Consider the following 26,973-nt stretch of genomic DNA (forward strand, 5'->3'; position numbering starts at 1 on the left):
CCTCCGCCCGCCAGACCTGAGTGGCCGTGGCGAGCGCAGCGAAGGTTAGCACAGCGAAGACCAACGCACCGAGAGCGGAAGCGTCGCCCCGAGCCAGCCTGCAAGCGGGTAGGTTAAGAGCCAGCAGGCATATGAGAGCGCGAACTGCGCCGCGAATACGGCGGTTCTGTCGGCAGCCTGGGCGGAACGCCGCAGCAATCTGCCGGTTGGGGTCTGTACCCCCGAATATCCGGTGCCAAGCAGCAGCCAGGTAACCAGGAGCAAGGGCCAGGCCCAGGTTCCCGCGACCGTGGCAGCCGTCGCAACGTCGGTCCATCACGCTGAGAATAGGGCGGCGAAGAATGTGAGCACGAGACCGAGCCAGCAGTCCGCGGGCACGCGCCGTAATCACGCAGCCTGTCCAGGAACTTATGGGCTCACTGACACGTAGTTGGGATGGTGTTGCAGGTCCGCCCGCATCGGGCGGTACCGCGCGCCATGGCAGGAAGTGGCTATGGCTCACCCGGTCAAGCTCGTTTCCATCGCGACGGCTGTCCCGCCCCAGGAATTGAGCCAATGCGATGTTGCAGCCGCCGCCCATCGGAATTTTGCTGACCGCTATCCCGATTTCGAGCGCCTTGCGGCCGTTTTCGAAAGTTCGGGCATCAGCCGCCGATATGCAGTCCGGCCGATTGAGTGGTATTTGCAGCCATTAGGATGGCCCGAGCGCAGCGCCGCCTATATTGCTGGCGCTTGCGACCTGTTCGTGGAGGCAACGACAAAGGCGCTGGGCGTCGCCAGCCTTCAGGCATCCGAGATCGATACGATCGTGACGGTCTCATCGACGGGCATAGCGACCCCCAGCCTCGATGCCCGTGTCGCCGAGAGACTTGGATTCCGAAGCGACGTCGAACGTGTGCCGGTGTTTGGCCTGGGATGTGCCGGCGGCGTATCGGGTTTCTCGATCGCGTCTCGATTGGCCGCGTCCCGCCCGGGTTCGACAATCCTCCTCGTGGCTGTCGAGATCTGCTCGCTGGCTTTCCGACTTGATGTTTTGACGAAGGCCAACATTGTTGCGACCGCCTTGTTCGGCGACGGCGCCGCAGCCTGCATCCTGAAGGCAGGACCGGATGGTATCGCCGCGGTCGAGATGACCGGGCAGCACATGTGGCCCGATACGCTGGATATCATGGGATGGACTGTCGATCCCGAGGGCTTCGGCGTGATCTTCGACCGGGCGATCCCGCCCTTCGTGGAGGAGCGGCTCAACCCGGCCATCACAGGCATGCTGAAGCGTGAAAGGCTATCGCTTTCCGACGTCGATCTATTTGCCTGTCATCCCGGCGGGAAGAAGGTGATCGAGGCCCTGGAGATCGCGTTGTCACTCGGGCAAGGAGCGCTCGACCACGAACGTGCCGTCCTTTCCGACTATGGCAACATGTCGGCTCCGACCGCCCTCTTCGTCCTCCAGCGTGCGATCGCGGCAGGCCTGCCCTCGCGCACGCTTCTGACGGCGATGGGGCCGGGCTTCACCGTGAGCTGCGCCTCGCTGCGGCAAGGGACATGACACCGGCCATCGTCTTGCTGGCCCTGGTGACTGCCGAGCGGATCGGAGAACTCTGGCTCGCGAAGAGAAACACGTCTGCCTTGCTCGCCAAGGGCGCCGTGGAGAAGGCTGCCGGCCACTATCCGCTGATAGTCCTGCTGCACGCAACCTGGCTGATCGGGCTCTGGGGGCTTGGTTGGGCACACGCGCTCCATTTCGGCTGGCTCGCGGTTTTCTACCTGCTTCAAGGGCTGCGCTTTTGGGTTCTGGCGACGCTGGGCGGTCGTTGGACGACTCGCATCATCGTAACACCCCGCGAAAGGCTCGTGGCGCGGGGCCCTTACCGGTTCGTGTCGCACCCGAACTACATCGTCGTCATTGGCGAGATCGCTGTCTTGCCGCTGTGCCTTGGCCTGCCATGGTTCGCCCTTGTCTTTTCGATCGCCAACGGCCTCGTCCTGACGATCCGCATTCGCGCGGAGAATACGGCACTTGAAGAGGTTCGTCATGCCGCCCCGGGATGATGTGATGGGCGAAAGGCGCGTCAGCGTGGCGACATGGATCGGCTTTGCCGCCATGTGCATCGGCATGTTCATGGCGATCCTCGACGTGCAGGTTGTCGTGACGTCCCTGCCGACGATCCAGAGCGCACTGGACCTTCCGCCCGACCAGATGAGTTGGGTCCAGACCGCCTATTTGATCGCCGAGGTCATCGCGATTCCGCTGACCGGTTTCCTGACGCGCTTTCTCTCGATGCGCTGGCTGTTCGTCGTGGCGCTCGCCATCTTTACCGTAGCTTCCATCGGCTGTGCGGCGAGTCAGTCGTTCCCAGCCCTGATCGCTTGGCGCGTCCTCCAGGGGTTTTCAGGTGGTACTCTGATTCCCGCGGTTTTTTCGGCTGTTTTTTTGCTCTTTCCCCCGAGCAGGCAGCCCATCGCGACGACGTTGGCTGGCGTCTTTGCCGTGCTGGCGCCTACGGTCGGGCCGATCGTCGGCGGTTGGATCACGCAGACCTATTCCTGGCATTGGCTGTTCTTGATCAACGTCATTCCCGGTATCCTCTCAGCAGGACTTGCTGGTTTCCTCCTGCCACGTGACAAGCCGAACTTCACCGAAGCGCGCAAGCTCGATGCCCTGTCTCTGGTGATGATGGCGATCGCGCTGGCCGCGATCGAGATCGCAGTGAAGGAGGCGCCTCAGCGTGGATGGATTTCGGGCCTGATCCTGGGGCTCATGGCACTAAGCCTGGCAAGTGGTTTCTGCTTCATCAAGCGGACGTTGCAAGCCGACAATCCGATCGTTGATCTCAGAAGGTTTGCCGACCGGAATTTCATGATCGGCAGCATCCTAAGCTTTGTTCTCGGCATCGGGCTGTTTGGATCGGTCTATTTGATGCCGATCTTCCTGGCCTTCGTGCGCGATCACAACGCCCTTGAGATCGGCAAGATCATGCTGGTGACCGGCGTCGCCCAACTTGCCATCGCGCCGGTTGCCGTCGCTCTGGAGCGTCGTGTCGAAGTCCGCTTGTTGACCGGCATCGGCTTCGCCCTCTTCGCCATCGGCTTGGGACTGAGTGCACTTCAGACCCCGCAGACCGACTACGACGCGATGTTCTGGCCGCAGGTCGTCCGTGGCCTGTCAATCATGTTTTGCCTTCTACCACCAACGCGCCTTGCATTGGGACAGCTTCCCCCGATGCGCGTTCCAGACGCCAGCGGCCTGTTCAACCTGATGCGAAACCTTGGCGGCGCGATCGGTCTCGCCCTGATCGACACCGTCATCTACAGCCGCTCGCCTTTGCACGGCACGGCGATCATGGAGCGGCTGCAAAGAGGTGATGTCGAGACGGCGAAGTTCATCGGCGTGCCTGTGGGACTCATGGCAATGCGCCCGCCCGGGCCGCTCGACGCGCAGGCGCAGGCGCTGCTTCAGCCACTGGTCGAGAAGGCAGCTCTGGTCCTGTCGATCAACGAGGCCTGGGGACTGGTTGCTGTCCTCACAATCGCAGCATTGGCATTTGTTCCCTTCGCCAGGAAGGTGCCCATCGGCGATCAGCTTCGCGTCTGAGGGGCTTGGTGCCGAGCTATATGTCGGAAAAGCCCGGCGCGGCGACGCATTTGCCCTTCCGCGCCAGCGGCAGCTTCCTACGCCCTGCCTACGATATCGGTCGTGACGTCAACATCGTCGACGACCAGATCGACATCGAGTTCCAGGGCCGGCTGGCGCGATGAGCACAAACTTGAGAGCGTGTCCGAGCGCGGGAAATCCCGGCTCGGATAATCGACTTGCGACCGGGGAAGCGCCGAGCCGTCCGTTCCGCTGGCATTCGGCCAACGTCTCGTTGCATTGGCTGACCTTACCTACTGATCAAGTTGAGGGAGCGGACCTTGCCGCCGTTGCTCATCGCTAACGCCAGGAGTGCGCTTAGGGACCGGAGAGGAAGTCAGGCCCGGGAGAAGGCAGTCGTATGGCGGTTTGGATGTCCTCGCCACGATAAAAAATTGCTCGGGGCTCCCTGCTTGAAGCATCCATCAACCTGTCACGGGCGAATTGAGTCGCCTCCGATAACAGCAAGCAATGGCTTCGTCGCAGCAGCAGATCTGACTTGCTACTCACAGTCCGGACGCGCGCCGGGCCATCCTCGGCGACGCTGTGGCGGCCCGCGACTGCCCCAAAGGTGAACCTCACCAGGGCACGCCTCCTCGACATGGACGCGATGACCATGGTGTTCCGAGCGGGCGATCCCGCCATGCTCAAAGGGCTGAAGGCCGGCGACAAGATCAAATTCGACGCCGACCGCGTCAACGGGCAGATCACGGTGACCAAGCTTCAGAAAGCGAAGTAGCCCTTCCCGGCCGATCCGGATGGTAAATATCATTCCTGACTGTTTGCACCGGGTCGGCCACTCGGAACGCTGGGGAAGAACAAGCGTTTGGATGGTCCATCAAGATCGAACGCCGCCTCGATCGCATCGAAGGATAGAGGCTCCAGCGCAAACGCTTGACCTTCCCATGATGGGAAGCCCCAGTCTTGCCGCAGCTCATCGATGCGTATGCGGAGAATCGTCATGACCGACACCCCGACCAGCAAGGGCCATGGCCATCATCACGACCATGGCGCCCATGGGGGAGATCATCATGAACACGCCGAGGAGGCCGGCAAGGTAAAGGATCCGGTCTGCGGCATGACGGTCGACCCGCACGCAACCGCGCATCGGGCGCAGTACGAGGGCAAGCCGTATTACTTTTGCTCCTCCGGCTGCCAGTCAAAATTCATGGCCGAGCCAGCCTACTACGTCGAGCGGGCGGCGGCCCGGAAGGCGGCCTCCCCGCCGGAAGGCACGATCTATACCTGCCCGATGCACCCCCAGATCAGGCAGGTGGGACCCGGTTCCTGCCCGATCTGCGGGATGGCGCTCGAACCCGTGCTCGCGACGGCGGAAACCGGCCCCAGCCACGAACTGATCGACATGACGCGCCGGTTCTGGATCGGACTGGCGCTCTCCCTGCCCGTGGTCGCGTTGGAAATGGGTGGGCACCTGACGGGCCTGGGCCACTACATCGGCCAGCAGACCTCGAACTGGATCCAGATGCTGCTCGCGACGCCGGTCGTGCTGTGGGCTGGCTGGCCGTTCTTCGTGCGCGGCGGGCAATCGCTGGTTTCGCGCAACCTCAACATGTTCACGCTCATCGCCATGGGTACGGGCGTGGCCTGGGGTCTACAGTATGGTGGCGACGCTGGCGCCCGGGATTTTCCCGGCCGCAATCCACGGCCATGACGGATCGGTAGCCGTGTACTTCGAAGCGGCCTCCGTCATCACGGTTCTCGTCCTGCTCGGGCAGGTGCTCGAATTGCGGGCAAGGGAGAGCACCAGCGGGGCCATTCGCGCCCTGCTCGACCTCGCGCCCAAGACCGCCCGCAGGATCATGTCCGACGGCACCGAGCAGGAAGTCCAGCTCGACACCGTGCAGGTCGGCGACCGCCTGCGGGTGCGGCCGGGCGAGAAGGTCCCGGTCGACGGCGTCGTCGTCGAGGGGCACAGCGCGGTCGACGAGTCGATGGTCACGGGCGAGTCGATGCCGGTTACCAAGGAAGTCGGGGCGACTGCGATCGGAGGGACGATGAACCAGTCCGGCGGCCTCGTGATCGAGGCGCAGAAGGTCGGGTACGACACCATGCTGTCGCGGATCGTCCAGCTCGTGGCTGAGGCCCAGCGCAGCCGCGCCCCAATCCAGCGATTGGCCGACCAGGTCTCGGGTTACTTCGTGCCCGCCGTGATCGGTGTGGCGGCGCTCGCCTTCTTCGCATGGGCCGTCTGGGGTCCCGAGCCGCGGCTCTCCTACGGCCTCGTTGCAGCCGTCGCGGTCCTCATCATCGCCTGCCCCTGCGCGCTCGGTCTCGCCACGCCGATGTCGATCATGGTGGGAGTCGGGCGCGGCGCCCAGGCGGGCGTTCTGATCAAGAACGCCGAGGCACTGGAACACATGGAGAAGGTCGACACCCTCGTGGTCGACAAGACCGGAACCCTCACCGCGGGCAAGCCGTCCGTGACTGCCGTGCTTCCAGCGCCGGGCTTCGCTGAAACCGAGATCCTGCGCCTGTCAGCCAGCGTCGAGCGGGCGAGCGAGCATCCGTTGGCCGTGGCCATCGTCGCGGCCGCCGATGCCCGGGGCCTCGCCACCGCACCGGTCGCCGATTTCGACTCGCCTACCGGAAAGGGCGCGCGGGGTACCGTCGAGGGGCGGCGCGTCGTGCTCGGCAACACAGCCTTCCTGGCCGAGCATGGCATCGACGCCGCCCCCCTGGCAGAGCAAGCGGACAGGTTGCGCGAGGACGGCGCCACGGTGATCTTCGCCGGCATCGACGGGAAGGTGGCGGGTGCCATCGCCATCGCCGATCCGGTCAAAAGCTCGACCCCCGAGGCACTCGCCGGGCTCAGGGCGGAGGGCATCCGAGTCGTGATGCTCACCGGCGACAACTGGACGACCGCGAGGGCGGTCGCCAGGCGGCTCGGAATCGACGAGGTCGAGGCCGAGGTTCTACCCGACCAGAAGAGTGCCGTCGTCCAGCGGTACAAGGCGGACGGCCGGGTAGTCGCCATGGCGGGCGACGGCGTCAACGACGCGCCGGCACTGGCGGCAGCGGATGTCGGCATCGCCATGGGTACCGGCACCGATGTGGCGATGGAAAGCGCGGGCGTGACCCTGCTGAAAGGCGACCTGACCGGAATCGTGCGGGCGCGGCGGCTGTCCCAGGCTGTGATGCGCAACATCCGGCAGAACCTGTTCTTCGCCTTCATCTACAATGCGCTCGGCGTGCCGGTGGCGGCGGGGGTGCTCTTCCCGTTCTTCGGGATTCTGCTATCGCCGATCATCGCGGCGGCCGCGATGGCATTGTCCTCGGTCAGCGTGATTGGCAATGCGATCCGCCTGCGGGCGGTACGGCTGTGATCGTTGGGCTGGGCCGCTCCCATCGGGAGCCACCCGGCCCTTCCCGCAGTTTGATGCGGCGCAATGTTTCGGTCCGCCAAACCGGGTAGGCTTCTTCCAATGAAGTGGCGTCGGGAAGAATCCCCGTCTACGCCGGCGACCATGCTCGGCTGCTGCGATGGTTCGCCCATAACCCGAAAGCAGCGTCGACGCCGTCCGTCGCCCTTTTTGGACTGATCCGCAAAGGAGAGCCTGCCATGAAGACGTCCGTTCTCGCGACCATTCTGATTGCCCTTGCTGGACCCGGTTTGGCCCAGGCACCGACTTCCCATGATCAGCATCATCCGGGTGGCGCCACCACGGCGCAGGCCCAACCCGCAGCTCCGGCAAAACCTCTGGCAATGCCCGGCCAATCCGGAGTGCCGATGCCAATGGGTCAGATGATGCAAGGTCAAGGCATGCCCGGCGGCATGATGAGCGAGGGAATGATCGGCCGATTCTCGTCCGAGGATGAGCGCCTTCATCGATGCCCACGTCGCGGCAATCCACGCCGGGCTGAAGCTGTCCGCCGACCAGGAAAAGCTATGGCCGCCTGTCGAGGCTGCGCTCAGCAACCTGGCGACCCTTCACCTCAGCCATATGCGGGCCATGCGCCAGACCCAAGGGATGACGGCAAACGATCCGGTGGGCATGCTCCGCACCATGGCCGATCATATGAGCCAAGGAGCTGAGGCCATGCGCAAGCTCGCAGACGCTGCTGCGCCTCTCCACGCGACCCTCGACGAGGCCCAGAAGCGGCGGCTTCCGATACTCGTCCGAATGGGCAGCCAAGGCATGATGGAACGGGGAATGATGGGTTCCGGCGGCGCCATGATGCCCGACGGATCCGACGGCGCTGACAATGGCACCCCGAACAAGCACTGACACGCCATCCCGGATGGTGATTGGCGCGCCGGGGTGAAATCGCCGCTTGACCTTGCCCTTATGGGAAGGTGCAGCCTGCTCGCATCATCGACAGGAAATGGAGATCAATTCCATGTGCGGATGCAACAATCACCCCTCCCAACCGAGTCAGGCAGTGGAGCGTGATCCGAATGCCCTGACCTTGCGGGTCGAGGACATGACCTGCGGACATTGCGCCGGCACGATCAAGAACGCGATCGAGACGGGACTGCCCGGCACCCAAGTCGAAGCCGACCCGACTTCCAAGCTGGTATCCGTCCGCGGGAGCCGCGACCTTGCGTCCATTTCGGCTCTCGTCACCAAGGCGGGCTACACCCCGGTCGCCGCCTGAAGGAGATGCTCATGCTCAACCGCCGCCGCTTCCTCGCTGTCCTAGGAACCTCCGGCGCGGCCCTCATGGCCGGACAAGTCTTTGCGTCTGCCCTGCCGAAGGTCGTCGTGATCAAGGATCCGAACTGCGGCTGCTGCGGCGGCTGGGTGGAGCACATGAAGGCCGCCGGATTTCCCGTGGAGGTCGTTACATCCTCCAATGTCGACCAAGTGAAACTCCGCCTTGGCGTGCCGGACGAGCTTGCCTCCTGCCACACGGCAGAGGTGGCCGGTTACGTCATCGAGGGCCATGTGCCCGCTGACGCCGTCAATCGTCTGCTGGCCGAGATGCCTCGGGCTCGAGGCCTCGCCGTTCCGGGAATGCCGATGGGCTCTCCCGGCATGGAGGTGGCCGGCAAGGCGCCGGACAGCTACGAAGTCGTCCTGTTCGGACCTTCGGGCCAGACTACCTTCGCTCGCTACCGCGGTGTGAACCGCGTCTGATCTCGGGAGCGAGCTTGTTCAGGTTGCGGGTTGACCCGCGTCAACGCTTCCTCTGCAATCGATACGAGCCAAAGCCATCATTGGGCGGTGAAATCGTTCCCTAGATCGAGATACCACCGCGACGGGACCGCTTCCGGCAAAAGGGGCAGTGAGTTACTGGAATGAACGGCAGATCCCACTCCAGCGCTGTCGATACTGCCTCGTCCTCGGTCCTCCGGTCCGCAAAGGTGGATCTGATGTCGGCCGTACAATATTCCACGTACCAGCGGACGGTGGTTTCGCCGACGGAGAAACGTCGATCCACGCCTCGGCAATAGCGTCGCCCCATCGCGCCATCTACTCACTCACCGATGGCCGGCCCTCAATCGCGCGGCAACAAGTCCCGCAATGGCGGCCGGCGCCTCATCCGGAATGGCGAAGACCGAGCTGACGTTGATCTCGCAGAGCACGTAGGTGTCGTCGCCGGCGGCGGTACGCGGGCCATAGAGAAAGTCGGCGTCCCAGATGATCGGCAAGGAGGCGATGTCGAGGCCGAGGACGTCCATCATCTGCGGCGTCCACTCCGTTTCCATCAGAGTCCGCAACTTCTGAAAAGCCTCGGCCGACGGCCCGTGCATGATCCGAGGGCCGGGCTGCGCCGCCTCCGAGTCCGGCCCCTGGGGTGGCGGAGGAATGAGTGCCTTAATGAGCTGGTGGCCGAACCCGACGACCTTGTCCGCGCCCATGTAGCAGCGATCATCCCGTCGGGCAGACGAGGCTGGAATGGCTGGTCGACAATGCAGCCCCCGCCAGCGAAGTAGTCTTCGCAGCTCGCCATGAAGTCCGCGAGAGCGACCTCTTCCGACATACTGCCTCTCTGTGCGTGGAGGATCCACACCATCTCCGCGCCATTCGATCCGCCGAGACCCTCGACCTTCCACACACCCTGGCCGCCGTTGCCGCGGTTCTGCTTCAGGACGCGCGGCCCCGCCGTCCGCAATCGCTCCGGGAACTCCTCCCGGAAGGAAGCCACGGACCGGTAGAGGTGGCTGTCGGTACCCCAGCCGAGATGTTTCGTGCGGTGCAGGATCTCCTTCACCCCCATCTTGAGGATGGTGTCAGGATGGGCGCTGACCCACGGCCCACTCGCCGCAACATCTCGAAGCAAGGCATCAAGCTGATGCCGCGTCTTGCCCGCATGCAGCGGATCCACCCAGACAAGGACCCCGTCCGCAGTGAGGAGCTGATCACGAACTTCCCCCGAGAAGGCCTCGTCATACACTGCGGGCTCGGCTTGGATGCCGATCGCGCTCAACTCCTCGAAGATCAGATGGAAGCGATTGTTCTGCGGCGTCGCGGTGGTTCTCGCTTCCCTGTCCCCTCGCCAAACCACGGCAATCTTGGGCATTGCGGTAGTCATCATCTCACCTCGATGCTGATTGGGATGGCCCCGAGGAGCTAGACGCCGATCGATGGCCGGGATCGATCGGCGCGCACGGGGCGCTAGGACTTCTTGCTGCTCGCAGTCTTGTCGAGCCCGGCCTTCAGGCCCTTGGCCAGTTTCAGGGCGTCGTCATTCGCCCAGAAGTGCATGAAGAACAGCCGTGGCGTGTCCTCGAGCATGTGGTTGTGGACCGCGGTTACCTCGATCCCATTCTCCCGAAGGGTGCGAAGGACCGGATTCACTTCCGATGCGATCAGGACGAAGTCCCCGGTGATCGCCGCCTTGCCGTTCCCCGTCGGCTGGAAGTTGATGGCGATGGCCGAGCCCATGGCCTCCGGAACTTCCATGCCGCCATCGCGGATCTTTTCCGTACGCGGGACGCCGACCTGATAGACGCCGCCGTTCACCTTGCCCTTGTATCCGAGCGCCTGGTCGATGGCCGACGTGTCGAGATCGATCGCGGAAGCGGCGGCGGGTGCCGGTGGCGTCTCACCGAGAGGCGTGCCGCTTTCCTGCAAGCCAGCATGCAGCGCTCCCGCCAACTTCACGGCATCGCCATGGCCGCTGACATGCAGGTACATGGTCGCGGGCTCCGACCTCAGGAGATGGTTGTGAAGTGCCGTCACCTCGAGGCCGCCCTCGACAAGCTTCTTCATGACCGGGTTCACTTCCGGCTGGGTCAGGACGAGGTCGCCATCACCATGGCGTCGTGATCGCCCATCGGCAGGAACGCCAACCATGAGCCCAACGCCAGCGCGGGTTTCAGCTCCACTCCGTCCAGCCTGACCTTCAGGTCAGATCGAGGGAGCCCGACGCGATAGATGTGGCCCGGAGCCTGCGCACCGGACTTCCCGAGCGCCTTACCGACTGCGGCCCAATCCGGTTCAGCATGCGCGGGCGCTGAGATCGCCAACGCCATTCCAATTCCAATTGCAAAGTATGCTCGCATCACGATGCTCCATTTCCATCGCCCCCGCGTTGGATCTGCCCCTGGGCCCGCGCTCACGGCGCAGGGCCTGGTCTCAGTGCCGGCGGACGGCCGCTGAACGATGCCTTCCTCGTAGATGTCGAAGTCGGGCTCCTGGAGACGGTAAGTCTTTCCGGAGTTTTGGACGGCGTAGCAGCGGTGGTCATCGGCAGTGCGGTCCAAGCAAAGCTGGTCCTGTTTCACCCGCCAGCGCCCAAGGGTCTTTTTGCCCATGGCGATGTTCGTGAGGGTTCCGTCGCGCCCGAACAGGAGTGCCCAGTGAACCTCATCGGTGAACTCCATGCTCGCGAGACGGTTTCGAATTTCCGCCCCACGAAGCGTGCGGAATGTCTCCGCTTGCACAGGGCCCACGCCCACGAGCACCGCCAAGCCGAGAGCTCCACCCGCCATCACAACGGCGCGACGCACGTTGCCCATCATCAGGCAGCCGTCGCCTTCATCACCGGTGGCCAGCTATGGGTTTCACCCTTGCGGCGGGATGCCCAGGCATAAAGCGCGTCGTAGATGATGAAGCCGCGTCTCAGGACCTCATGATCATCCGGAGACAAATCGCGCAGCCCCATCGAGATCGCCAGCAGCCCGGCCGATTGCCGCGTGAGATCGTGCCTGTCGGTATCGGCTCCGCGGACGATGGCGGCCACCGTGGTGATGGCGGGATCCTTGGCCAGGTCGTGCTTCTCGACGAAAGTGTCGAAGCTGCATCCCTCGCCGACATGCGTGTACTCGACGCCGGGCACATCATAGGGAATGGCACCGGTTTCCTCGGCCACCTTCCGGACCTGGTCCGGCGGCACGAACAGGAACTCGGGTTCCTTGTCGATAAACCGGGTGATCAACCAGGGACAGGCGATCCGATCGATGACGGGGCGTTCGCGTATGACCCATTTCATGGCGTAGGCCTCCCTTCGATGGTGAGTGGAACGGTCGGGGCGCCGATCGCATGCCAGGCGGCAATTCCGCCCGCGAGCGAGTAGGCATCGAGGCCGCGGCTACGCATTTCAGCGACGGCGTCGCCGCTGACCTGGAAGCCGTAGACGCAGTAGACGACGATCGGCTTGTCCTTTGGCAGCTCGCCAATCCAATCGGCAATTGTCTCGGGCGGGCGCACATGCGCTCCTGGGATCATGTCACTGCGCTTCGCCAAATCGTCAGCAAGGCAGACGTCCAAAAGGACGAAATCGTCCTTTTGCTGCATGCGCGCCAAGAGGTCCTCGGCGGCAATACCGCCCGGTGACGCCGCAGGCGTATTCGGCTCGATCATGCGACGGTTCATGGCAAGCCGCTGGAAGCGAGCACCAACGCGCTCCCAATGGATGTTCTTCATGAAGGCGTCGACATAGGCGCCAGCCTTCGCTCTGAAATCGATGTGATAGGCGTGCTCGTACATATCGAGCGCCATGATCGGGATGCTTCCGGCGAGACAGTTCGTGTGATCCTGCCCCCATTGGATCATCAGGCGCCCGTGGCGCTCCGACCAGACCAACAGGGTCCAGCCCGACCCGCCCGCCTGCGCCTTCGCGCAGGCGGAGAATTTCGAGCGCCAGCCGGCGACGCTGCCGAAGTCGCGTTCCAGCGCGAGGGCGAGGTCGCCCGCGGCATCGCCGGTTCCGCCGAGGCCGTCGAAATAGATCTCGTGGAGGATCGCCGAGTTGGCGGCGATGAGTTCCTCCCGCTTGAGGCCGTTGATGTCGAAGACGGGCGCCTGGCTCCAGTCGAGCTCGTCGAGGCGGCGTTCGATGGCGTTGAGGCGCCGTACGGCCCCTCCGTAATTGTTCTCGTAGTGGCTCGCCAAAAGCCGTTCGGAGAGCCCTTCGAGGCGTGGTGGCTTGAAGGGCAAAGGCATGATCCGATGCATGACACCCTCTTTCGGGATACCCGACGGAAGCGGACGCTACGCCCGAATCTAAAATGATACAAGTGTTGCTTTCTGATTATTTGATGATACGGTGCAGATATGATCGATGACGCCTCCTCGGCAGACCAGCGCTGGTTGCTGCTGATCCACCAGTTGCCCAGCAAGCCCGCCTACTTCCGCGTGAAAGTCTGGCGCCGGCTGCAAGGGATCGGTGCCGTCGCGGTGAAGAGCACGGTCTATGCGTTGCCCGCGAACGCCGAGACGCAGGAGGACTTCGAGTGGCTGCTGAAGGAGATCGTCGAGGGCGGTGGCGAGGCTATGGTCTGTGAGGCGCGCCTGATCGACGGCCTTTCGGATGGCCAGGCCCGCGCGCTGTTCGATGCGGCTAGGGACGAGGACTACGAGGAAATCTCCAAAGAGGCGCGAGCTCTCGTCTCCCGCCTCACGACAACCGGTACCGACGACGAAAGCGCCGAGTTCAGCTCGCAGGCCAAGCGCCTGCGGAAACGGCTCGCAGATATTGCCACCATCGATTTTTTCGGAGCGACGGGCCGTCTCACCGCCGAGAGCCTGGTCGCCGAGATCGAGCGCAAGCTCGCGGAGGATACCGATATGACCAGTGCAACGCCGGAGGCCTCGGCTCAGACCGCGGCCGATCTGAAGGGACATGCCTGGGTGACGCGCAAGGGCATCCATGTCGACCGGATCGCTTGTAGCTGGCTGATCCGCCGCTTTATCGACCCCAATGCCGTCATCCGCTTCGTTCCGGGCAAGGGCTACGCGCCCAAGGCCGGAGAACTGCGCTTCGACATGTTCGAAGGCGAGATCACCCATGAAGGCGATCGGTGCAGCTTCGAGGTCCTGCTGACCCGCGCCGGTCTTTCTGAGCCCGCTCTCCAGGCCATTTCCGAGATCGTCCACGACATCGATCTGAAGGATGGGAAGTTCGGGCGCGAGGAAACCACGGGCATCGCCAGCCTGATCTCAGGCGTCTGCTCAGCCAATGCCCAGGACGAAGATCGCATCGCCCAGGGCGGCGCCGTCTTCGACAATCTCTACCAGTACTTCAAGTCCAAGCGGGCCTGACGATTGGGGAACGCCATGACCAAGATCGAGACTATCGACACCGCCCTGGCCAAGCAGAGCATCGAACATGATCATGGTGTTTCATTCGGTGAAGCGCTGCGCGTCTGGGCGCGGGTCGCGGCGCTGAGTTTCGGCGGCCCGGCCGGGCAGATCGCGGTCATGCATCGCATCATCGTCGAGGAGAAGCGCTGGATCGGCGAGACGCGGTTCCTGCACGCGCTGAACTACTGCACCTTGCTGCCGAGACCGGAAGCGCAGCAACTGGCCGTCTATATCGGCTGGCTGATGCACAAGACCAAGGGCGGCCTCGTCGCCGGAACCCTGTTCGTGCTTCCCGGTGTCGCCGCCATCATGGCGCTGAGTTGGATCTACGCCATCTTCGGCAATGTCGGCAGCGTGCAGGCACTGTTCTTCGGCCTGAAGGCCGCCGTCCTCGCGATCGTGCTCGAAGCCGTGCTCCGGATCGGTCGGCGCTCGCTGAAGAACGGGGTTATGATCGGCCTTGCCGCGGCCGCCTTCCTCGCGCTGGCCGTGTTCCAGGCCCCGTTCCCGCTCGTCGTCTTCTCCGCAGGCCTGATCGGCTATGTCGGCGGCCGCGCGGGCTGGTCGGCATTCATGACCGGAGGTGGTCACGGCAAGGTCGGAGGCAAGCAGCTCGACGATATCGACTCCGCACTTGGCGAGGGCATTCCGGCCCATGCCAGGCCGCCGCTGAGCTGGTTACTGAAGGTCGCGACCGTCGGCGCCGTGATCTGGTTCGGCCCGATCATCGTACTGCTGGCCACGCTCGGGCGCGGCGACGTGTTCACCGAGATTTCGATCTTCTTCTCCAAGATGGCGATGGTGACCTTCGGCGGGGCTTATTCGGTCCTGTCCTATGTCGCGCAGCAGGCGGTCGAGCACTATGGCTGGCTGAAGCCGGGCGAGATGCTGGACGGCCTCGGCATGGCCGAAACCACCCCCGGGCCACTGATCATGGTCACGCAATTCGTCGGCTTCATGGGCCCCTATCGTGCACCGGGTTCGCTCAACCCGCTGCTGGCGGCCACGCTCGGCGGACTGCTGACGACCTGGGTAACCTTCGTGCCCTGCTTCCTCTGGATCTTCCTGGGCGCTCCGTTCATGGAAACGATGCGCAACAACAAGGCGCTGTCCGCCGCGCTCGGGGCGATCACAGCCGCCGTCGTCGGGGTGATCCTGAACCTGTCAATCTGGTTCGCCATGCACGTCCTGTTCGCCGAGGTTCGGCAGGTCAAAGGGTTCGGCATGGAGATCGACGTCCCGGTCCTGAGCACGGTCAACGTCGCCTCGCTGGTGCTGACGCTGGCCGCGATAATCGCGGTGTTCCGCTTTAAGGTCGGGATGATCCAAGTCATTGCAGCCTGTTCGGCAATCGGCGTGCTGTACTGGCTTGCAACGGGTGGAATCTGAACTTCGATTTTCGGTGCAAACAAGAGCCAACGCCTTTCGGCCGGATTAGGGTTCCGGCCGAAAGACGCGAATGGAAGCGGCTTCGCCGCCACCGGCCCGCATTGCCACGAACAACCGGTCGAGTTCGGGCACGTACAATGACGTGCGAGCGCCCGGCCGGGTCGGGACCTGCGCCAAGCGGACGTAGGCGGCATCGTGGCGCTCGAAGACATCAACCACGCCTTCGCCGCAGCTCACGTAAATTCGCTGGCGTTTGGAATCGACAAACAGATCGTCGGCATCCCCGCAGGTGCCGACGGCGCTCGCCCGGCTCCCGTCTTGGGCCGAAAAGGCAACCAATCGAGGCGGAGAACGGGTGACGGTGAGCACCTGATGCGCGTCCGGATCAACGGCGAGCGGGAAGTTCGCGCCCAGATCGGTGAGCGGCAGCGATTTGACCTGTCGCTTTGCCGCCAGATCGACGACCGCGACCTCGTGGTATTGGGCACATTGACGAAGGCGTGGGCTTGAGCCTCGTCTAGCTGAAAGCTCTCGGGGTGCGCCTTCAGGGCAACATCACCGATCTTGCGGAGCGTTTTGGGATCGATGACGGCCAATGCGCCACTGCCGTATCCGACGAGGATGTGGCCGGACTCTCGATCGATCCGGATGTTATCCGCGTCGGCGCCGAGCTCGATCCTGCCGACTGGCTCCAGGTCTTCGCCGCGAAAGACACGCACGGACCCGTCACCGCCATTGGCGACATAGAGCGTGTCGGTGGACGCGACATAAGCGAGGCCTTGCGGCTCCTCTAGCCCTTCAATGGTGCGGAGCAGCTTTCGCTCGCGCAAATCGACGACGCCGATACTGTCGTTGCCCAGTTCCGCCACGAACAGCCTCTAGCGCGGGCTATCGATCGAGAAATGATCGATGCGCCCTCTGACCTCACCAAGCGGAATTTCGCCGTCGAGCCGTAGAGGCGCTGGTTCAGCGGCCGAAGCGGCTCCCGCAAAAGCGATGGACACTGCGAATAGGAGAGATCCGACGCATAGCATGGCTTCACCTGGTGCACCACGATGATGCGCCGCGTCCTCGCCAAGTGGAAGCGCTTGATGGGTGAAATACCCCATCTTTGCAGGCGCCGAACTACGGCGCTCGATCTGGTTCCTGCTGTCAGGACAGCAGATGCTCGCGAAGAACGATAGAGTGCTTTTGTCGTCCGATCAAAACGCCGCGACTAACGCTATTCCTAACTGAATACAGCGATCACAATGGTTGCACGATGCAAGCGAATTGCGGCGCCGGCTTCCAAGGTGAGCACTATGATCACAAGGCGCATCCTTCTGGCGGCAATGGCGGCAGGAACGATTGGGGTGGGCGTGACGAGGCGCCCGCGCTCGGCAAGTGCAGCAGAAGACTACACCGTTAAACACAGCGAAGCGGAATGGCGCAAACTGCTGACACCGGAGCAATATGCGGTGCTGCGCCAAAGCGCGACCGAGCGCCCCTATACGAGTCCCCTCAACCAGGAGAAGCGTCGGGGTACATTCGCTTGTGCTGGGTGCGACCAGGAACTGTTCTCCTCCACGACCAAATTCGAGAGCGGCACCGGCTGGCCGAGTTTTTGGGCACCGATCTCCGATAAAGCCGTCGGCACCGAGCGCGACACTTCGCTGAGCATGGTCCGCGTCGCTGCGCATTGCGGCCGCTGCGGCGGCCATCTCGGCCATGTCTTCGATGACGGGCCGCGGCCGACGGGTCTGCGCTACTGCATGAACGGGGTCGCCATGGCCTTCAGGCCGCTGGCGGCCTGAACGAAGACACGACGCTTATGACCTTGCTTCTGCTCGCCTATCTTGGCGGCGTGCTGACGATCGTCAGCCCCTGCATCCTGCCTGTCCTGCCCTTCATCTTCGCGCGGGCGGGCCAACCTTTCCTGCGCAGCACGCTGCCGATGCTGCTCGGCATGGCGCTCGCCTTCGCAGCCGTGGCGACGCGGGCGGCTGTCGGCGGCAACTGGGCCGTGGAGGCGAACCAGTACGGCCGATTTGCTGCCATGGCGCTGCTCGCCCTGTTCGGCATCGCTTTGCTGTTTCCTGCACTGGCAGACCGATTTGCCAGGCCGCTCGTTGCACTGGGTGGGCGGCTGTCGGAAACGGCTTCACGACAGGGTGGCGGCTCAGGGGCCATCGTCCCCTCGATCCTACTCGGTCTCGCGACCGGATTGCTCTGGGCGCCCTGCGCCGGTCCGATTTTGGGACTCATCCTGACGGGGGCGGCCCTGCAAGGCGCGAATATCGGGACGTCCCTGTTGCTGCTCGCCTATGCGGCAGGCGCCGCGACATCCCTTGCGATCGCCTTGCTCGCCGGCGGCAGGGTCTTTGGTCTGATGAAGCGTTTGCTCGGAGCCGGTGAGTGGCTGCGCCGCATTGGAGGCGTCGCGGTTCTCGCGGCCGTGGTAGCGATTGCACTCGGCCTCGATACCGGATTCCTGACGCGGCTGTCGCTGGCAGGCACGAATGCCGTCGAGCAGCATCTGCTCGACCGCTTCGCAGTGTCCACCGCACCGGCCCCGCCAACAGGGAGCGGCCCGGCCATGATGAGCGGTGGCGCCAATACGGGCAGCAATCCTGCGATGATGAGCGGCAATGCGCCGGCCATGATGAGCGCCAATCCGGCAATGACGGGCGCCAATCCAGCCATGATGGCGGCCAAACCCTCCGGCGCGGAAACCGAGCTTCCCGTCGAAGGCGCCCTGCCCTCGCTCGCTGGCGCCACCGCCTGGCTTAACGGGCCGCCGCTCACGGCCGAGAGCCTCAAAGGCAAGGTGGCGCTGATCGACTTCTGGACCTACTCCTGCATCAACTGCCTTCGCGCAATCCCCTATGTCCGGGCCTGGGCAGAGAAGTACAAGGGTCAGGGCCTAGTCGTTATCGGCGTGTATTCGCCGGAATTCGCCTTCGAGAAGCGCATCGACAATGTGAAGCAGGCCAGCGCCGATCTTCAGATCGGCTACCTGGTAGCGGTCGACAACGACTATGCGATCTGGCGCGCCTTCAAGAACCGCTATTGGCCGGCGCATTACTTCATCGACGCGCAAGGCCGGATCCGCCACCACCATTTCGGCGAAGGCGGCTACGCGGAATCGGAAAAGGTGATCCAGCAGCTTCTTGCGGAGGCAGGCCGCGGCGATGTCGCAACGGGCACCGTTTCTGTCAAAGCGTCAGGTGCTGAGATGGCCTCCGCCGAAGCGGATGTCCGCTCGCCCGAGACCTATCTCGGTTACGAGCGCGCCGAGAACTTCGTATCCCCGGGGGGAGCCGTAGAGGACTCCGTCGGCCGCTACGAGCCCGGCACGCCGCGCCTCAACGAATGGGGTCTCTCGGGCCATTCGACGATCGGCAAGGAGCATGCGGCCCTCGAAGGGCCGGATGGTGCCATCACCTACCGCTTCCATGCCCGCGACCTGCACCTCGTGCTTGGCCCGGGCGCAGATCGTAAGCCAGTGCGCTTCCGCGTGATGATCGATGGCGCGCCGCCCGGTGTCGATCACGGCATCGACGTCGACGCCGAGGGCAATGGCACCGTCGCGGGACAGCGTCTCTACCAACTCATCCGACAAAGCGGCCCGATCAAGGACCGCACTTTCGAAATCATGTTTCTCGACGCCGGCGCCCAGGCTTATGCCTTCACCTTCGGCTGATCACGGAGAAACCGTCATGCCCGTCAAAGCCCGTTCGCCCCTAACCATGTTGAGCCGCCGGGCGCTGCTCGGCGCTGCCGCAGTCGCTCTCGGCGCCGCCGTACTGAAGCTATCCCCTCTGGCCGCGGCTGAGGAGGCTCGTATCATTCCGCCTCCGGCGACGGATGAGGCTGCGGCTTCAGACACATCGCAGAAGGTCGCGGTGCTTGCTGGCGGCTGCTTCTGGGGCGTCCAGGGCGTCTTCCAGCATGTCGACGGCGTCAGCGCTGCCGTGTCCGGCTACGCCGGTGGCGAGAAGGCCACGGCCGAATACGAAAAGGTCGGCACTGGGCGCACCGGCCATGCCGAAGCGGTCCGGATCACCTATGATCCGCGCAAGGTCAGCTACGCGAAACTGCTTCAGATCTATTTCTCGGTCGCCCATGACCCGACGCAGCTCAACCGGCAAGGGCCGGATTCGGGCACACACTACCGCTCTGCCATCTTCCCGGTCGATGCCGAGGAGGCGCGCGTCGCCAAGGCCTATATCGGCCAACTCAATCAGGCCCGTGCCTATGACGCAGCGATCGTGACAAAGATCGAGCCGGAACGCGCCTTCTACCCGGCCGAGGCCTATCATCAGGACTTCCTGACGCGCTACCCGACGCACCCCTATATCGTGATCAACGACATACCCAAGGTCGAGAATCTGAAGCGGGTCTTCCCTCAGCTCTATCGGAACAAGCCGGTTCTGGTTTCCCAGGCGTTGAACTAGGAGACCCACCTACCCGTCGCGTGAGGGCCGCCCCATCGACATCAACGGCGAGTACGCGAAAGCCTTTCCTGGAGATCCGCCGGCAGCGCGCACACCAGATCGCATCTATCTCAACGGCAAGGAGCTCCGCCTCCCTCTCTGGTTCCTGAACGCCGAAGAAATCTGCGCCTGGCTCAGCGCAGCGGAACAAACGCAAGAACCCGTGCTGAAGGATTGGTGGGCACTCGATCAGCTCTTGAGTGAGCTGACGCGAATCAAGAAGAAGGCGGCTGGCTCCTATTGCGATGCCGTGACCGGCCATTTCGCCAAAATCGAATTGATACCGCGAGGTTCGAGGCGCTGTTTACCGCGCACCGCGCGGTCGCGAGCCCAACGCCCAAGCGAGATCAGCCAGACCATTATCAGCCAGTGCGCCAACTTCATCGGCCATCGGCTCCAGAATCCCGACGACATAGACCATTTCCGTCGCCTCATCCCGGGCTCGAAGATTGTTGGACCAGGAGACGATCCTGTCATCGGGGGAAGCAATCGTTTTCGGGAGTGCCTTCCATATTTTGACGCGGGTTGAATTCGATCGCCCTGAGCCAGGTCCGTATAGCCAGACCGCTGCGCCGTTCCACGAATGGTCAAAGGAGAAGGCGCCATTTCCGCTGACCAAGGTCATTGACGCGTGGGTTGGCTCTGAAGCCCGGCCGAGTGTCTATCACGGCCCATCGCGACGCTGCCATCCTCAGCAACGCTGTCGCGGAACTCCGGGATGAAAGATCGCGTTGGCGGTTCATGGAGCCAGCGATGATGACGTTCGTGCCACGCGCTGTTTTTGAACTGCTGAGGAAGTGCCAGGCAGCCTTGTTGTGTGGATGCGTATTGCTAGCGCCGGTAGCCGCGCACGCCCTCACCGCCGACGAGGTGAACCGAGCGGGTCCCCCGACCACCACGAAAAGCAAGGTGCCGCGCCCCAACGCTTCGATCGTCAAAGCCCAAGTCCTACTGGCGCGCCAGGGTATTTCTCCCGGGGAGATCGACGGGCTGGATGGCGACAACTATCGGAAGGCCATCTATCAGTTCCGTCGCCGCCAAAATCTCGGAGCCGGCGATATCATTGACACTGCGACCTGGCAGGTCCTCAAAGGGGACGTCAGCTCGGATATCGTCTCGGACTACGTCGTGACGAAGGAGGATATCAAAACCCGGTACGTCAGGCGCATTCCTCACGATTACGCTCGTCAGGCCCGGATGAAGCGGCTCGGCTACCGGAGCGCCCAGGAGATGTTCGCCGAACGCTTTCACATGAGCGAGGGTCTGCTCAGGACGTTCAACCCGCGATCGCATTATGGGAAGCGCGAGGAAACTCTGCACGTTGTCTCGGTCGGACGAACCGCTCCTTCCGACGAGGCACGGACAGTGGAGGCCGACAAGACGAACAGCATCGTTCGAGCGCTGGATGCCACCGGAAAGGTCATCGCAATTTATCCGGCCACCATCGGCAGCGAGGACACCCCCTCGCCTGAGGGCGAATATCAGGTGGTGAGGATCGTGAAAAACCCGACCTATCACTACGACCCGGTCAAGAATTTCCAGCAGGGCAAGAACAAGCGTCGCCTGGTGCTCCCCAGGGGTCCCAACAACCCGGTCGGTTCGGTCTGGATCGAGCTGTCGAAGCCGACCTTCGGCATTCATGGTACGCCGGAGCCTTCGAAGATCAGCAAGGCCTCATCGCATGGCTGTGTCCGGCTCACGAATTGGGATGCCGAGGAACTGGCCCAGATCGTCAGGCCAGGTACGACCGTCCGCTTCATCGAATAGGCGATATCACCCGGGCTGCCGGGCTGAAGCCGTGCACCAGTCGGGATCAGGATCGTAGGTCGATGGCCGGTCGCGAACGCAACGACATCGAGATTCGCGATGATGAAGAAGGCGCGGGTGCCATCGTCTCCTTCCCGTTCGACGCCGCAGTTGCGGAGCGTTTTCGCGAAGCCTTTCCGCGAGCCCGCTGGAGCGATCGGTTGTCAGCCTGGAAGCTGCCGGGAACGACCGCGATGCTTCGCGCGGCACGATGGCTCGATCGCGAGCTGCCGAGTGCATTTACCCTCGCGGATGAGCGCGGTCGCGATTCCTTTTCGTTCGAGCCGATCGTCAGCCCATATCTGGAGGCTGCCGATGAGATCATCGTGCGCACCCCGTATTCACGAACCGTCGTCGAGGAATTGCGCGCAGTGCCATGGGCCTGGTGGAACGGCGAGGACAAGGCCTGGCACGTTCCGTTCCGATCGATAGATGAACTTCGCAGGAGATGGCCGGCGATCGAAGCCGCCGCGGAACGCAGCGAGCCGGAAGCTCGGAGGCAAAGGCGCGAAGCGGCAAAATCCGAGCCCGAATACGAAGGCACGAAAGCAACGGCGGCCGAGCACCGACGTCGACGCTATCCCGTGCCTGCAAGCGAATTGCCGCCGACCGACCGGGTGCTGATGTCACATGAGGGGCCGCTCGTCGTCCTTGAGGTAACCGGCGAGATCGTGCCCATGGAAACCGCCGCCCGGCATTATCCTTGGAGCTCTGGACAGTCAGACGATCTGGTCTGGGCTTTGTGGCGGCGTGCGACCCATGAGGAACTGGTCAAGACCTGGCCTGCGCGACGCCCGACCACGCCGGACGCCTTCCTTCGCGGATGGTGGCAGCCCACGCTCGAGGAACTGCGTGCCGCCCGGCGAGCCGCGAGGTCCTTGGACCGTGCGCAGGAAACGCGCCGAACGAGCCGCTCAACTCAGGAATGATTTCGCACAACGAAGGAGGCGCTGTCGGCGAGGCGTGCTTGACTCGCTATTCCGTTTGTTCTCTCTATGTTCTCTCAATCGAGGGCATGACCGATGGTAGCAGTCGAGGCTTCCCGCCCGCCTGAACCAGACCCGTTTGCCGTTGCCGATGAGGAGGTCGATGCGGTCCTGGAGGAAGCTAACGGAGATTCCCGGGAGGCGATCCGGATGATCCTCTGGGATCTTGCGGTGATGGCTGCCGATGCCGATGCGGCCTCTTCCAGAGGGTTTCTTCGCGGCCGCTTTTCTGAGGGGCGGCGGCGCCCTCGCCTTGTCGACCAAACATGAGACGCAAGGGTGAGCTCTCTCCTGCGGAAATTGACCGCCGTTGGCCTCACCAGGTCGCAGTCGAGATCCCGCCGGGCCATGGGCTGGGCATCGTGCCATCGACTGGCCCGTTGTCCTCCCTCGCTCCCCGAGGCCATGAGGTTGTCCACGAAGGAAGGCGCTTTCGAGTTTTCTGCTTCTCCGATCCGGATCAGGCCGCGCGCTTCAAGGACATCATGGGCGGGTTCGAATTCGATCCTCGAGATCGCGGCCGCGGAGCCTATTGGGGAACATGGTACCGAGGTCGTGGAGCCGCGCGCGATACCAAGCGTCGGCAATCCTGACGCACCCATATCATCCGACATGGTAGGGTCGAGCGAATCACTGTCCAGCAGATCTTCATGAACGCCGTTGCCCCGATCAGCTATCTCGACACCCTCAATCCGGCGCAGCGGCGCGCCGTCGTCCACGGCGTCGGAGCGGTAGCGGCCTCCCCTGATAATCGCGGCATTCGGCAACAAAGACCACCAAGTGCTCTGGAGACGAATGGCTAACTCAGCTTCCCTACAGCCCACAGCAGTGCAAGGAAGCGTCACCCGATTCCCGGGATGCCCCTACGCTCCGATTGCCCGCAGACGATGACGGTCTCGATCCGCCCTTGATACAATTTGCTGGTGCATAGAACGCCCTCGAGACGGTGGAGCGCCTGCTCTTCGCTGCTTTGCGAAAGTTCGGTCTACTTCCGGCTCGGGCCAACAGTGGTCATTCCACCCCTCCAACAAACTCCTCCAACACCCGCCTGATCGCCTGTTCCGCCGGCACGTCGCGTGTGAAGGCCCACCACGTATGCGCGCCCTGCCAGAGGCTCGCCATCTGCCAACCGAGGCGTTCGCCTCGCGTCCGGTCCTTCGAGAGGCGGCGGCCGAGCGCTTCGGCCAAGCGATGGCCCCAGGAAGCGCCACGGGCGCGGAGGACGGGATTGCGGATGTCCTCCCTCAACAGCAGCAGGCCGTTGGTGGCATCGAGTTCCGCGGATTCGGGCGGCATCAGACGAATCAGAAGGTTCATCGCGCCTTCGGGCGTCGGTGGTTCCTCCGCGTCCGCCGCCTCTGTCTCCGCGTCCAGCCGGTCCCATGCCCGCAGGAGAATCGCCTGAACCATGGCCTCACGGTTGCCATAGCGCTGTACCAGCGTCGCCGGCGAGAGCCCACAGCCGGTCGCGGCGCGGGTGAAGGTGAGGCCGTCGGGCCCGCTCTCCATAAGTGTCCCGAGGAGTTTGTCGAGTACTTGCTCGTCAGGGATCGTCTTGTGCCTAGCCATGAATATATATAAACATATATTCATTTATAAATCAACACGGGACCACCATGGCTCGAATTCTGGGATATATCGCCACCAGCCTCGACGGGATGATCACGGCTGAAGACAACAGCCTCGACTGGCTGTTCAAGTACGACGACATGAACCTCGGCGAGCACGACTACCGCACCTTCCTCAAACGAACCCGCACCGTAGTGATGGGGCGCGGTACGTATGAGTTCATAGCGGGGGATTCCTCTCCCTGGTCATACGGGGACAAGCGCGTGATCGTCGTCACGTCGCGGCCGATCGACAATCCGAAGGGGCCGCTGGAGGTTCGCAGCGACGTCGATGCGGTGATCCGCGAGCTGCGCGGACTGGACGATGGCGATGTCTGGATGCTGGGCGGCGGGCAGTTGCAGATGGCCTTCCTTGAGCGCGGGGCACTGGACGAGATCGAAATCTACGTCATCCCGGAAATGCTAGGCGGCGGTCGGCCGCTCTTTCCACTCAGCGGGTTTCGCGCGAGCCCGACACTGATCAGCGCTCAGGCGATCGACAAGGGCTGCGTGCGGCTGCACTACCGATTTTAGGCGTAATCCGGCGGGCACGACACGTAAGCACGTCCCACGGTCCGCACGAGAAGGTTCTCAGGCCTTATTTCTCTAAAATATCATAATCAATCGGTCATAAGTTCAGCTACTCGCAGGATCGTTGGTGGTCTTTCCTGTCCAATGCCCGGATAATCGCGGGCGCCGGATGCGAGGCCGCAGCGAGGCGCGCGGAGCGGATGAGGCGCTATCGACGGCGACCCAGCAGGCGACCCATGGCCTGATGGCCCCGTTTATCGGCAGCTATTGCAGTGAAGGCAGCACGGACGCCGCGGCGGACGCGCCAATCCCGACCGTGCCGACGAAGGCGCGGTTCAGCCCGGTCCCTTGCTATATCGCCGTCCCGCCGATGACGCCGTTCATGCTGGAGCCCGCCAAGATGGTGGCCCGCTTCCTCCATGCTCATGGCGTCTGGCACGATCCTGACGTCCTGGTCGAGATCGCACCTGGCATCATCGTCTGGGACAACGGCATGCGGATGCTGACGCCCCGCGAGCTCGCCAGGGCCCAGGGCTTCCCAAATACATACGACATCACCGCCGGCGGCCAGCTCACCGAGACCGCGCAGCGCTATAAGATCGGCAACTCGGTCTGCCCGCAGGTTGCTGCCGCCCTGATGCGCGCCAACTGCATCGAGGCTCTGGCCCTGCCGGATCTCAAGCGCCGCAAGCGCTGCGTCCTGCCGCGCTTCGACGATCTCCGGCCCGACAACGATCCGACCGCCGACCTCTTCGCAGGAGCCGCAGCATGACCGCGCCCCTAGACACTGCAGGTTGGGATCCCTGACGCCGGCGCGATATTCCCGCTCTACAGCTCGCCGGTCAGGGGGCGCGATCTACCCGAGGCGCGCCACAAGTGGGCGGGAGTACGGGAACAGGCGGCGGCCGTCGTGGTTCTCTATCTGCAGCGATGTTGAGTTGGTGAGGCCCACGATGCCTGACGAACGAACAGAGATTGCGGTCGAAGCAGCAGCGAAAACGTTCCATGAAGCCCGACGCGAGATGCGTCAGGTCCCCTGGGACCAATCCAGCGACCAATGGCGCCGCAATGTCCGCACAGTCGTCAGGCCGCTTGTGGAAGCGGCTCTTAGGGCCTCCGATGCCTACATGGCCGCTGAGGCTGCGGTGCTGCCTAATCCGAAACGCTAGCCAGAAAGCTCTTCAGTTGCCGTTCAACTCAATCGGCGCGATCATTCACGTTCCGACAGCCGACCCGGCGACCAAGAAGGCCGCAACACCCTCGAGAACTGCCAAGTCGAAGGCTTGCTCGGCGCAGGCTGATCAGAAGAGACTTCACGGGAAGGCCCGAAAGAGGTTCCGCGACGTGAGATTGACGACATTCCCGCTTGCGAGGGCCTGCCCCGGAAAGGATGGCTGCCAGGCCTCGTCGATCGATTTATGCGGAGTGGCCGGGCTCGGTGCGAGCAGCGATTCGCATCTTAGCCTGCAAATAGCTGCGGCTATTCGGCCTTCAGGTTATCAGCAGACGACTTCCCAGAGCGCTTGTCAGCGAGGATCTCGTCCGAGATCTTCTGCCCTTCGTTCAGTCCGCGAAGGCCGGCGCGCTCAACGGCGCTGATGTGCACAAAAACGTCCTGACCGCCGCCATCAGGCTGGATGAACCCGAAACCCTTCGTTTCGTTGAACCAGCACTCTACTCCCGACGCAACACCACCGGAGTCAATGCGGAGCGGGGCGCCGGGTTCCAGCGGCAAGAAAGAGCCCGCCAGAACGACCGGCGGGCCAAGTTAAGGAAAATAGGCTTCTTCCGACCAAAGAAGCAGCCTTGGGAAAGAACTCCCTAAGCGGCAGATTGTTGCGGGCGTCGGCAGTCGGCGACAAAAAGCCCGGCCTCGCATAGCGAGACCAGGCGCGCGGTGGCAGTCTGATGGCGAAGGGCTGAGATCGACCGGTCCGCGGAGCTCAAGGCGGGTGAGCACCAGGAACCTTCCGCAAATTCCGAGCGTTGCCGCAGCACCGCTATCGAAAGAGGGGCTGCAGATGCGTTCCATCATACTTTGGCTTGTAGGCGTTC

26 protein-coding genes and 3 pseudogenes are annotated in these 26,973 nt (G+C 63.3%); 22 read left to right on the plus strand and 7 right to left on the minus strand.

The window, feature by feature from the left end; all coding sequences use genetic code 11:
• The first annotated feature begins 493 nt into the window (after window positions 1-493).
• The 5 genes from AC1DDA_RS25165 (at window position 494) to AC1DDA_RS25185 (ending at window position 4,370) form a co-directional block, all read left to right on the plus strand.
• Entirely contained in the window at window positions 494-1,546 is a 1,053-nt protein-coding gene (locus AC1DDA_RS25165; protein WP_476797820.1) for a type III polyketide synthase, read from the plus strand.
• The gene (locus AC1DDA_RS25170; RefSeq protein WP_476797821.1) at window positions 1,543-2,049 is read left to right on the plus strand and encodes an isoprenylcysteine carboxyl methyltransferase family protein; all 507 of its coding nucleotides are present in this window, start codon (window positions 1,543-1,545) and stop codon (window positions 2,047-2,049) included. The genes AC1DDA_RS25165 and AC1DDA_RS25170 overlap by 4 nt, the downstream gene beginning before the upstream one ends.
• Entirely contained in the window at window positions 2,033-3,592 is a 1,560-nt protein-coding gene (locus AC1DDA_RS25175; RefSeq protein ID WP_476797838.1) for a DHA2 family efflux MFS transporter permease subunit, read from the plus strand. Before AC1DDA_RS25170 ends, AC1DDA_RS25175 begins: the two co-directional genes overlap by 17 nt.
• Window positions 3,593-3,600: 8 nt before the next feature.
• Window positions 3,601-3,756: a hypothetical protein gene (locus tag AC1DDA_RS25180; RefSeq protein WP_476797822.1), complete on the plus strand. Its 156-nt coding sequence runs from the start codon at window positions 3,601-3,603 to the stop codon at window positions 3,754-3,756.
• A gap of 419 nt (window positions 3,757-4,175) precedes the next feature.
• On the plus strand, window positions 4,176-4,370 hold the full coding sequence (locus AC1DDA_RS25185) for a copper-binding protein (RefSeq protein WP_476797839.1): 195 nt from the start codon (window positions 4,176-4,178) through the stop codon (window positions 4,368-4,370).
• Window positions 4,371-4,399: 29 nt separating this feature from the next.
• On the opposite strand, the gene AC1DDA_RS25190 is transcribed toward AC1DDA_RS25185, so the two are convergent.
• Window positions 4,400-4,594, minus strand: coding sequence for a hypothetical protein (locus AC1DDA_RS25190; protein WP_441514022.1), 195 nt, complete (start codon window positions 4,592-4,594; stop codon window positions 4,400-4,402).
• On the opposite strand from AC1DDA_RS25190, the pseudogene AC1DDA_RS25195 reads away from it, so the two are divergent.
• The 4 genes and pseudogenes from AC1DDA_RS25195 (at window position 4,578) to AC1DDA_RS25210 (ending at window position 8,730) form a co-directional block, all read left to right on the plus strand.
• A pseudogene (locus tag AC1DDA_RS25195) lies at window positions 4,578-6,975 on the plus strand (heavy metal translocating P-type ATPase). The gene AC1DDA_RS25190 and the pseudogene AC1DDA_RS25195 sit on opposite strands and share 17 nt — an antisense overlap.
• A 489-nt stretch (window positions 6,976-7,464) precedes the next feature.
• The gene (locus tag AC1DDA_RS25200; protein WP_476797823.1) at window positions 7,465-7,878 is read left to right on the plus strand and encodes a Spy/CpxP family protein refolding chaperone; all 414 of its coding nucleotides are present in this window, start codon (window positions 7,465-7,467) and stop codon (window positions 7,876-7,878) included.
• A gap of 154 nt (window positions 7,879-8,032) precedes the next feature.
• Window positions 8,033-8,248: a heavy-metal-associated domain-containing protein gene (locus tag AC1DDA_RS25205; protein WP_441514020.1), complete on the plus strand. Its 216-nt coding sequence runs from the start codon at window positions 8,033-8,035 to the stop codon at window positions 8,246-8,248.
• A gap of 5 nt (window positions 8,249-8,253) precedes the next feature.
• Complete coding sequence (locus AC1DDA_RS25210; RefSeq protein ID WP_476797824.1) at window positions 8,254-8,730, plus strand: DUF411 domain-containing protein; 477 nt, start codon at window positions 8,254-8,256, stop codon at window positions 8,728-8,730.
• Between the two features lie 344 nt (window positions 8,731-9,074).
• Here the strand turns inward: AC1DDA_RS25210 and AC1DDA_RS25215 are convergent.
• The 4 genes and pseudogenes from AC1DDA_RS25215 to AC1DDA_RS25230 all read right to left on the minus strand — a co-directional run bounded on the left by AC1DDA_RS25215 (window position 9,075) and on the right by AC1DDA_RS25230 (window position 12,996).
• Window positions 9,075-10,129: pseudogene (locus AC1DDA_RS25215) on the minus strand (Cj0069 family protein).
• An 83-nt stretch (window positions 10,130-10,212) separates the two neighbouring features.
• A pseudogene (locus AC1DDA_RS25220) lies at window positions 10,213-11,102 on the minus strand (DUF1259 domain-containing protein).
• A 458-nt stretch (window positions 11,103-11,560) separates the two neighbouring features.
• A complete protein-coding gene (locus tag AC1DDA_RS25225) occupies window positions 11,561-12,031 on the minus strand; it encodes a chromate resistance protein ChrB domain-containing protein (RefSeq protein WP_476797825.1) in 471 nt (156 codons plus the stop codon).
• A complete protein-coding gene (locus tag AC1DDA_RS25230; protein ID WP_476797826.1) occupies window positions 12,028-12,996 on the minus strand; it encodes a Fe-Mn family superoxide dismutase in 969 nt (322 codons plus the stop codon). The genes AC1DDA_RS25225 and AC1DDA_RS25230 overlap by 4 nt, the downstream gene beginning before the upstream one ends.
• Window positions 12,997-13,095: 99 nt before the next feature.
• Here AC1DDA_RS25230 and AC1DDA_RS25235 point away from each other — a divergent pair, with 99 nt between their 5' ends.
• The 11 genes from AC1DDA_RS25235 (at window position 13,096) to AC1DDA_RS25285 (ending at window position 23,583) form a co-directional block, all read left to right on the plus strand.
• Window positions 13,096-14,082, plus strand: coding sequence for a chromate resistance protein ChrB domain-containing protein (locus tag AC1DDA_RS25235; RefSeq protein WP_476797827.1), 987 nt, complete (start codon window positions 13,096-13,098; stop codon window positions 14,080-14,082).
• Between the two features lie 15 nt (window positions 14,083-14,097).
• A complete protein-coding gene (gene chrA / locus AC1DDA_RS25240; RefSeq protein WP_476797828.1) occupies window positions 14,098-15,513 on the plus strand; it encodes a chromate efflux transporter in 1,416 nt (471 codons plus the stop codon).
• Window positions 15,514-15,708: 195 nt separating this feature from the next.
• Complete coding sequence (locus tag AC1DDA_RS25245) at window positions 15,709-16,023, plus strand: hypothetical protein (RefSeq protein WP_441514542.1); 315 nt, start codon at window positions 15,709-15,711, stop codon at window positions 16,021-16,023.
• A gap of 26 nt (window positions 16,024-16,049) precedes the next feature.
• Window positions 16,050-16,307, plus strand: a complete 258-nt coding sequence (locus tag AC1DDA_RS25250; protein WP_441514541.1) for a hypothetical protein — start codon at window positions 16,050-16,052, stop codon at window positions 16,305-16,307.
• A gap of 507 nt (window positions 16,308-16,814) precedes the next feature.
• Window positions 16,815-17,306, plus strand: coding sequence for a peptide-methionine (R)-S-oxide reductase MsrB (msrB, locus tag AC1DDA_RS25255; protein ID WP_441514540.1), 492 nt, complete (start codon window positions 16,815-16,817; stop codon window positions 17,304-17,306).
• A gap of 17 nt (window positions 17,307-17,323) precedes the next feature.
• Window positions 17,324-19,195 (plus strand): cytochrome c biogenesis protein DipZ, encoded by a 1,872-nt coding sequence (locus AC1DDA_RS25260; RefSeq protein ID WP_476797829.1) that lies wholly within the window; start codon window positions 17,324-17,326, stop codon window positions 19,193-19,195.
• Window positions 19,196-19,211: 16 nt separating this feature from the next.
• Window positions 19,212-19,949 carry a peptide-methionine (S)-S-oxide reductase MsrA gene (msrA, locus tag AC1DDA_RS25265; protein WP_476797830.1) on the plus strand — a complete coding sequence of 246 codons (738 nt, stop codon included), beginning with the start codon at window positions 19,212-19,214 and terminating at the stop codon, window positions 19,947-19,949.
• A 202-nt stretch (window positions 19,950-20,151) separates the two neighbouring features.
• Entirely contained in the window at window positions 20,152-20,517 is a 366-nt protein-coding gene (locus AC1DDA_RS25270; RefSeq protein ID WP_476797831.1) for a hypothetical protein, read from the plus strand.
• A gap of 224 nt (window positions 20,518-20,741) precedes the next feature.
• Window positions 20,742-21,755, plus strand: a complete 1,014-nt coding sequence (locus tag AC1DDA_RS25275; protein WP_476797832.1) for a L,D-transpeptidase family protein — start codon at window positions 20,742-20,744, stop codon at window positions 21,753-21,755.
• Between the two features lie 62 nt (window positions 21,756-21,817).
• Entirely contained in the window at window positions 21,818-22,723 is a 906-nt protein-coding gene (locus AC1DDA_RS25280) for a hypothetical protein (RefSeq protein ID WP_441514535.1), read from the plus strand.
• A gap of 707 nt (window positions 22,724-23,430) precedes the next feature.
• Window positions 23,431-23,583, plus strand: a complete 153-nt coding sequence (locus AC1DDA_RS25285) for a hypothetical protein (protein ID WP_476797833.1) — start codon at window positions 23,431-23,433, stop codon at window positions 23,581-23,583.
• Window positions 23,584-23,791: 208 nt separating this feature from the next.
• Here the strand turns inward: AC1DDA_RS25285 and AC1DDA_RS25290 are convergent, their stop codons facing one another.
• On the minus strand, window positions 23,792-24,349 hold the full coding sequence (locus AC1DDA_RS25290; RefSeq protein WP_476797834.1) for a TetR/AcrR family transcriptional regulator: 558 nt from the start codon (window positions 24,347-24,349) through the stop codon (window positions 23,792-23,794).
• 47 nt (window positions 24,350-24,396) lie between these two features.
• On the opposite strand from AC1DDA_RS25290, the gene AC1DDA_RS25295 reads away from it, so the two are divergent.
• Window positions 24,397-24,921 carry a dihydrofolate reductase family protein gene (locus tag AC1DDA_RS25295; protein WP_441514533.1) on the plus strand — a complete coding sequence of 175 codons (525 nt, stop codon included), beginning with the start codon at window positions 24,397-24,399 and terminating at the stop codon, window positions 24,919-24,921.
• A gap of 166 nt (window positions 24,922-25,087) precedes the next feature.
• Complete coding sequence (locus AC1DDA_RS25300) at window positions 25,088-25,690, plus strand: DNA cytosine methyltransferase (protein ID WP_476797835.1); 603 nt, start codon at window positions 25,088-25,090, stop codon at window positions 25,688-25,690.
• Window positions 25,691-26,398: 708 nt separating this feature from the next.
• Here AC1DDA_RS25300 and AC1DDA_RS25305 read toward each other — a convergent pair.
• The gene (locus AC1DDA_RS25305; protein WP_476797840.1) at window positions 26,399-26,647 is read right to left on the minus strand and encodes a cold-shock protein; all 249 of its coding nucleotides are present in this window, start codon (window positions 26,645-26,647) and stop codon (window positions 26,399-26,401) included.
• Window positions 26,648-26,973 lie beyond the last annotated feature (326 nt).

This window comes from Allobosea sp. 10N428 (assembly GCF_056394545.1).

Coding starts and splice junctions, on each gene's coding strand:
- AC1DDA_RS25285 (WP_476797833.1), top strand. CDS start 23,431: ATGAACGCCGTTGCCCCGATCAGCTATCTCGACACCCTCAATCCGGCG.
- AC1DDA_RS25230 (WP_476797826.1), bottom strand. CDS start 12,996: ATGCATCGGATCATGCCTTTGCCCTTCAAGCCACCACGCCTCGAAGGG.
- AC1DDA_RS25235 (WP_476797827.1), top strand. CDS start 13,096: ATGATCGATGACGCCTCCTCGGCAGACCAGCGCTGGTTGCTGCTGATC.
- AC1DDA_RS25280 (WP_441514535.1), top strand. CDS start 21,818: ATGGCCGGTCGCGAACGCAACGACATCGAGATTCGCGATGATGAAGAA.
- AC1DDA_RS25295 (WP_441514533.1), top strand. CDS start 24,397: ATGGCTCGAATTCTGGGATATATCGCCACCAGCCTCGACGGGATGATC.
- AC1DDA_RS25170 (WP_476797821.1), top strand. CDS start 1,543: ATGACACCGGCCATCGTCTTGCTGGCCCTGGTGACTGCCGAGCGGATC.
- AC1DDA_RS25200 (WP_476797823.1), top strand. CDS start 7,465: ATGAGCGCCTTCATCGATGCCCACGTCGCGGCAATCCACGCCGGGCTG.
- AC1DDA_RS25210 (WP_476797824.1), top strand. CDS start 8,254: ATGCTCATGCTCAACCGCCGCCGCTTCCTCGCTGTCCTAGGAACCTCC.
- AC1DDA_RS25225 (WP_476797825.1), bottom strand. CDS start 12,031: ATGAAATGGGTCATACGCGAACGCCCCGTCATCGATCGGATCGCCTGT.
- chrA (WP_476797828.1), top strand. CDS start 14,098: ATGACCAAGATCGAGACTATCGACACCGCCCTGGCCAAGCAGAGCATC.
- AC1DDA_RS25290 (WP_476797834.1), bottom strand. CDS start 24,349: ATGGCTAGGCACAAGACGATCCCTGACGAGCAAGTACTCGACAAACTC.
- msrA (WP_476797830.1), top strand. CDS start 19,212: ATGCCCGTCAAAGCCCGTTCGCCCCTAACCATGTTGAGCCGCCGGGCG.
- AC1DDA_RS25165 (WP_476797820.1), top strand. CDS start 494: ATGGCTCACCCGGTCAAGCTCGTTTCCATCGCGACGGCTGTCCCGCCC.
- AC1DDA_RS25300 (WP_476797835.1), top strand. CDS start 25,088: ATGCGAGGCCGCAGCGAGGCGCGCGGAGCGGATGAGGCGCTATCGACG.
- msrB (WP_441514540.1), top strand. CDS start 16,815: ATGATCACAAGGCGCATCCTTCTGGCGGCAATGGCGGCAGGAACGATT.
- AC1DDA_RS25275 (WP_476797832.1), top strand. CDS start 20,742: ATGATGACGTTCGTGCCACGCGCTGTTTTTGAACTGCTGAGGAAGTGC.
- AC1DDA_RS25260 (WP_476797829.1), top strand. CDS start 17,324: ATGACCTTGCTTCTGCTCGCCTATCTTGGCGGCGTGCTGACGATCGTC.
- AC1DDA_RS25190 (WP_441514022.1), bottom strand. CDS start 4,594: ATGACGATTCTCCGCATACGCATCGATGAGCTGCGGCAAGACTGGGGC.
- AC1DDA_RS25175 (WP_476797838.1), top strand. CDS start 2,033: ATGCCGCCCCGGGATGATGTGATGGGCGAAAGGCGCGTCAGCGTGGCG.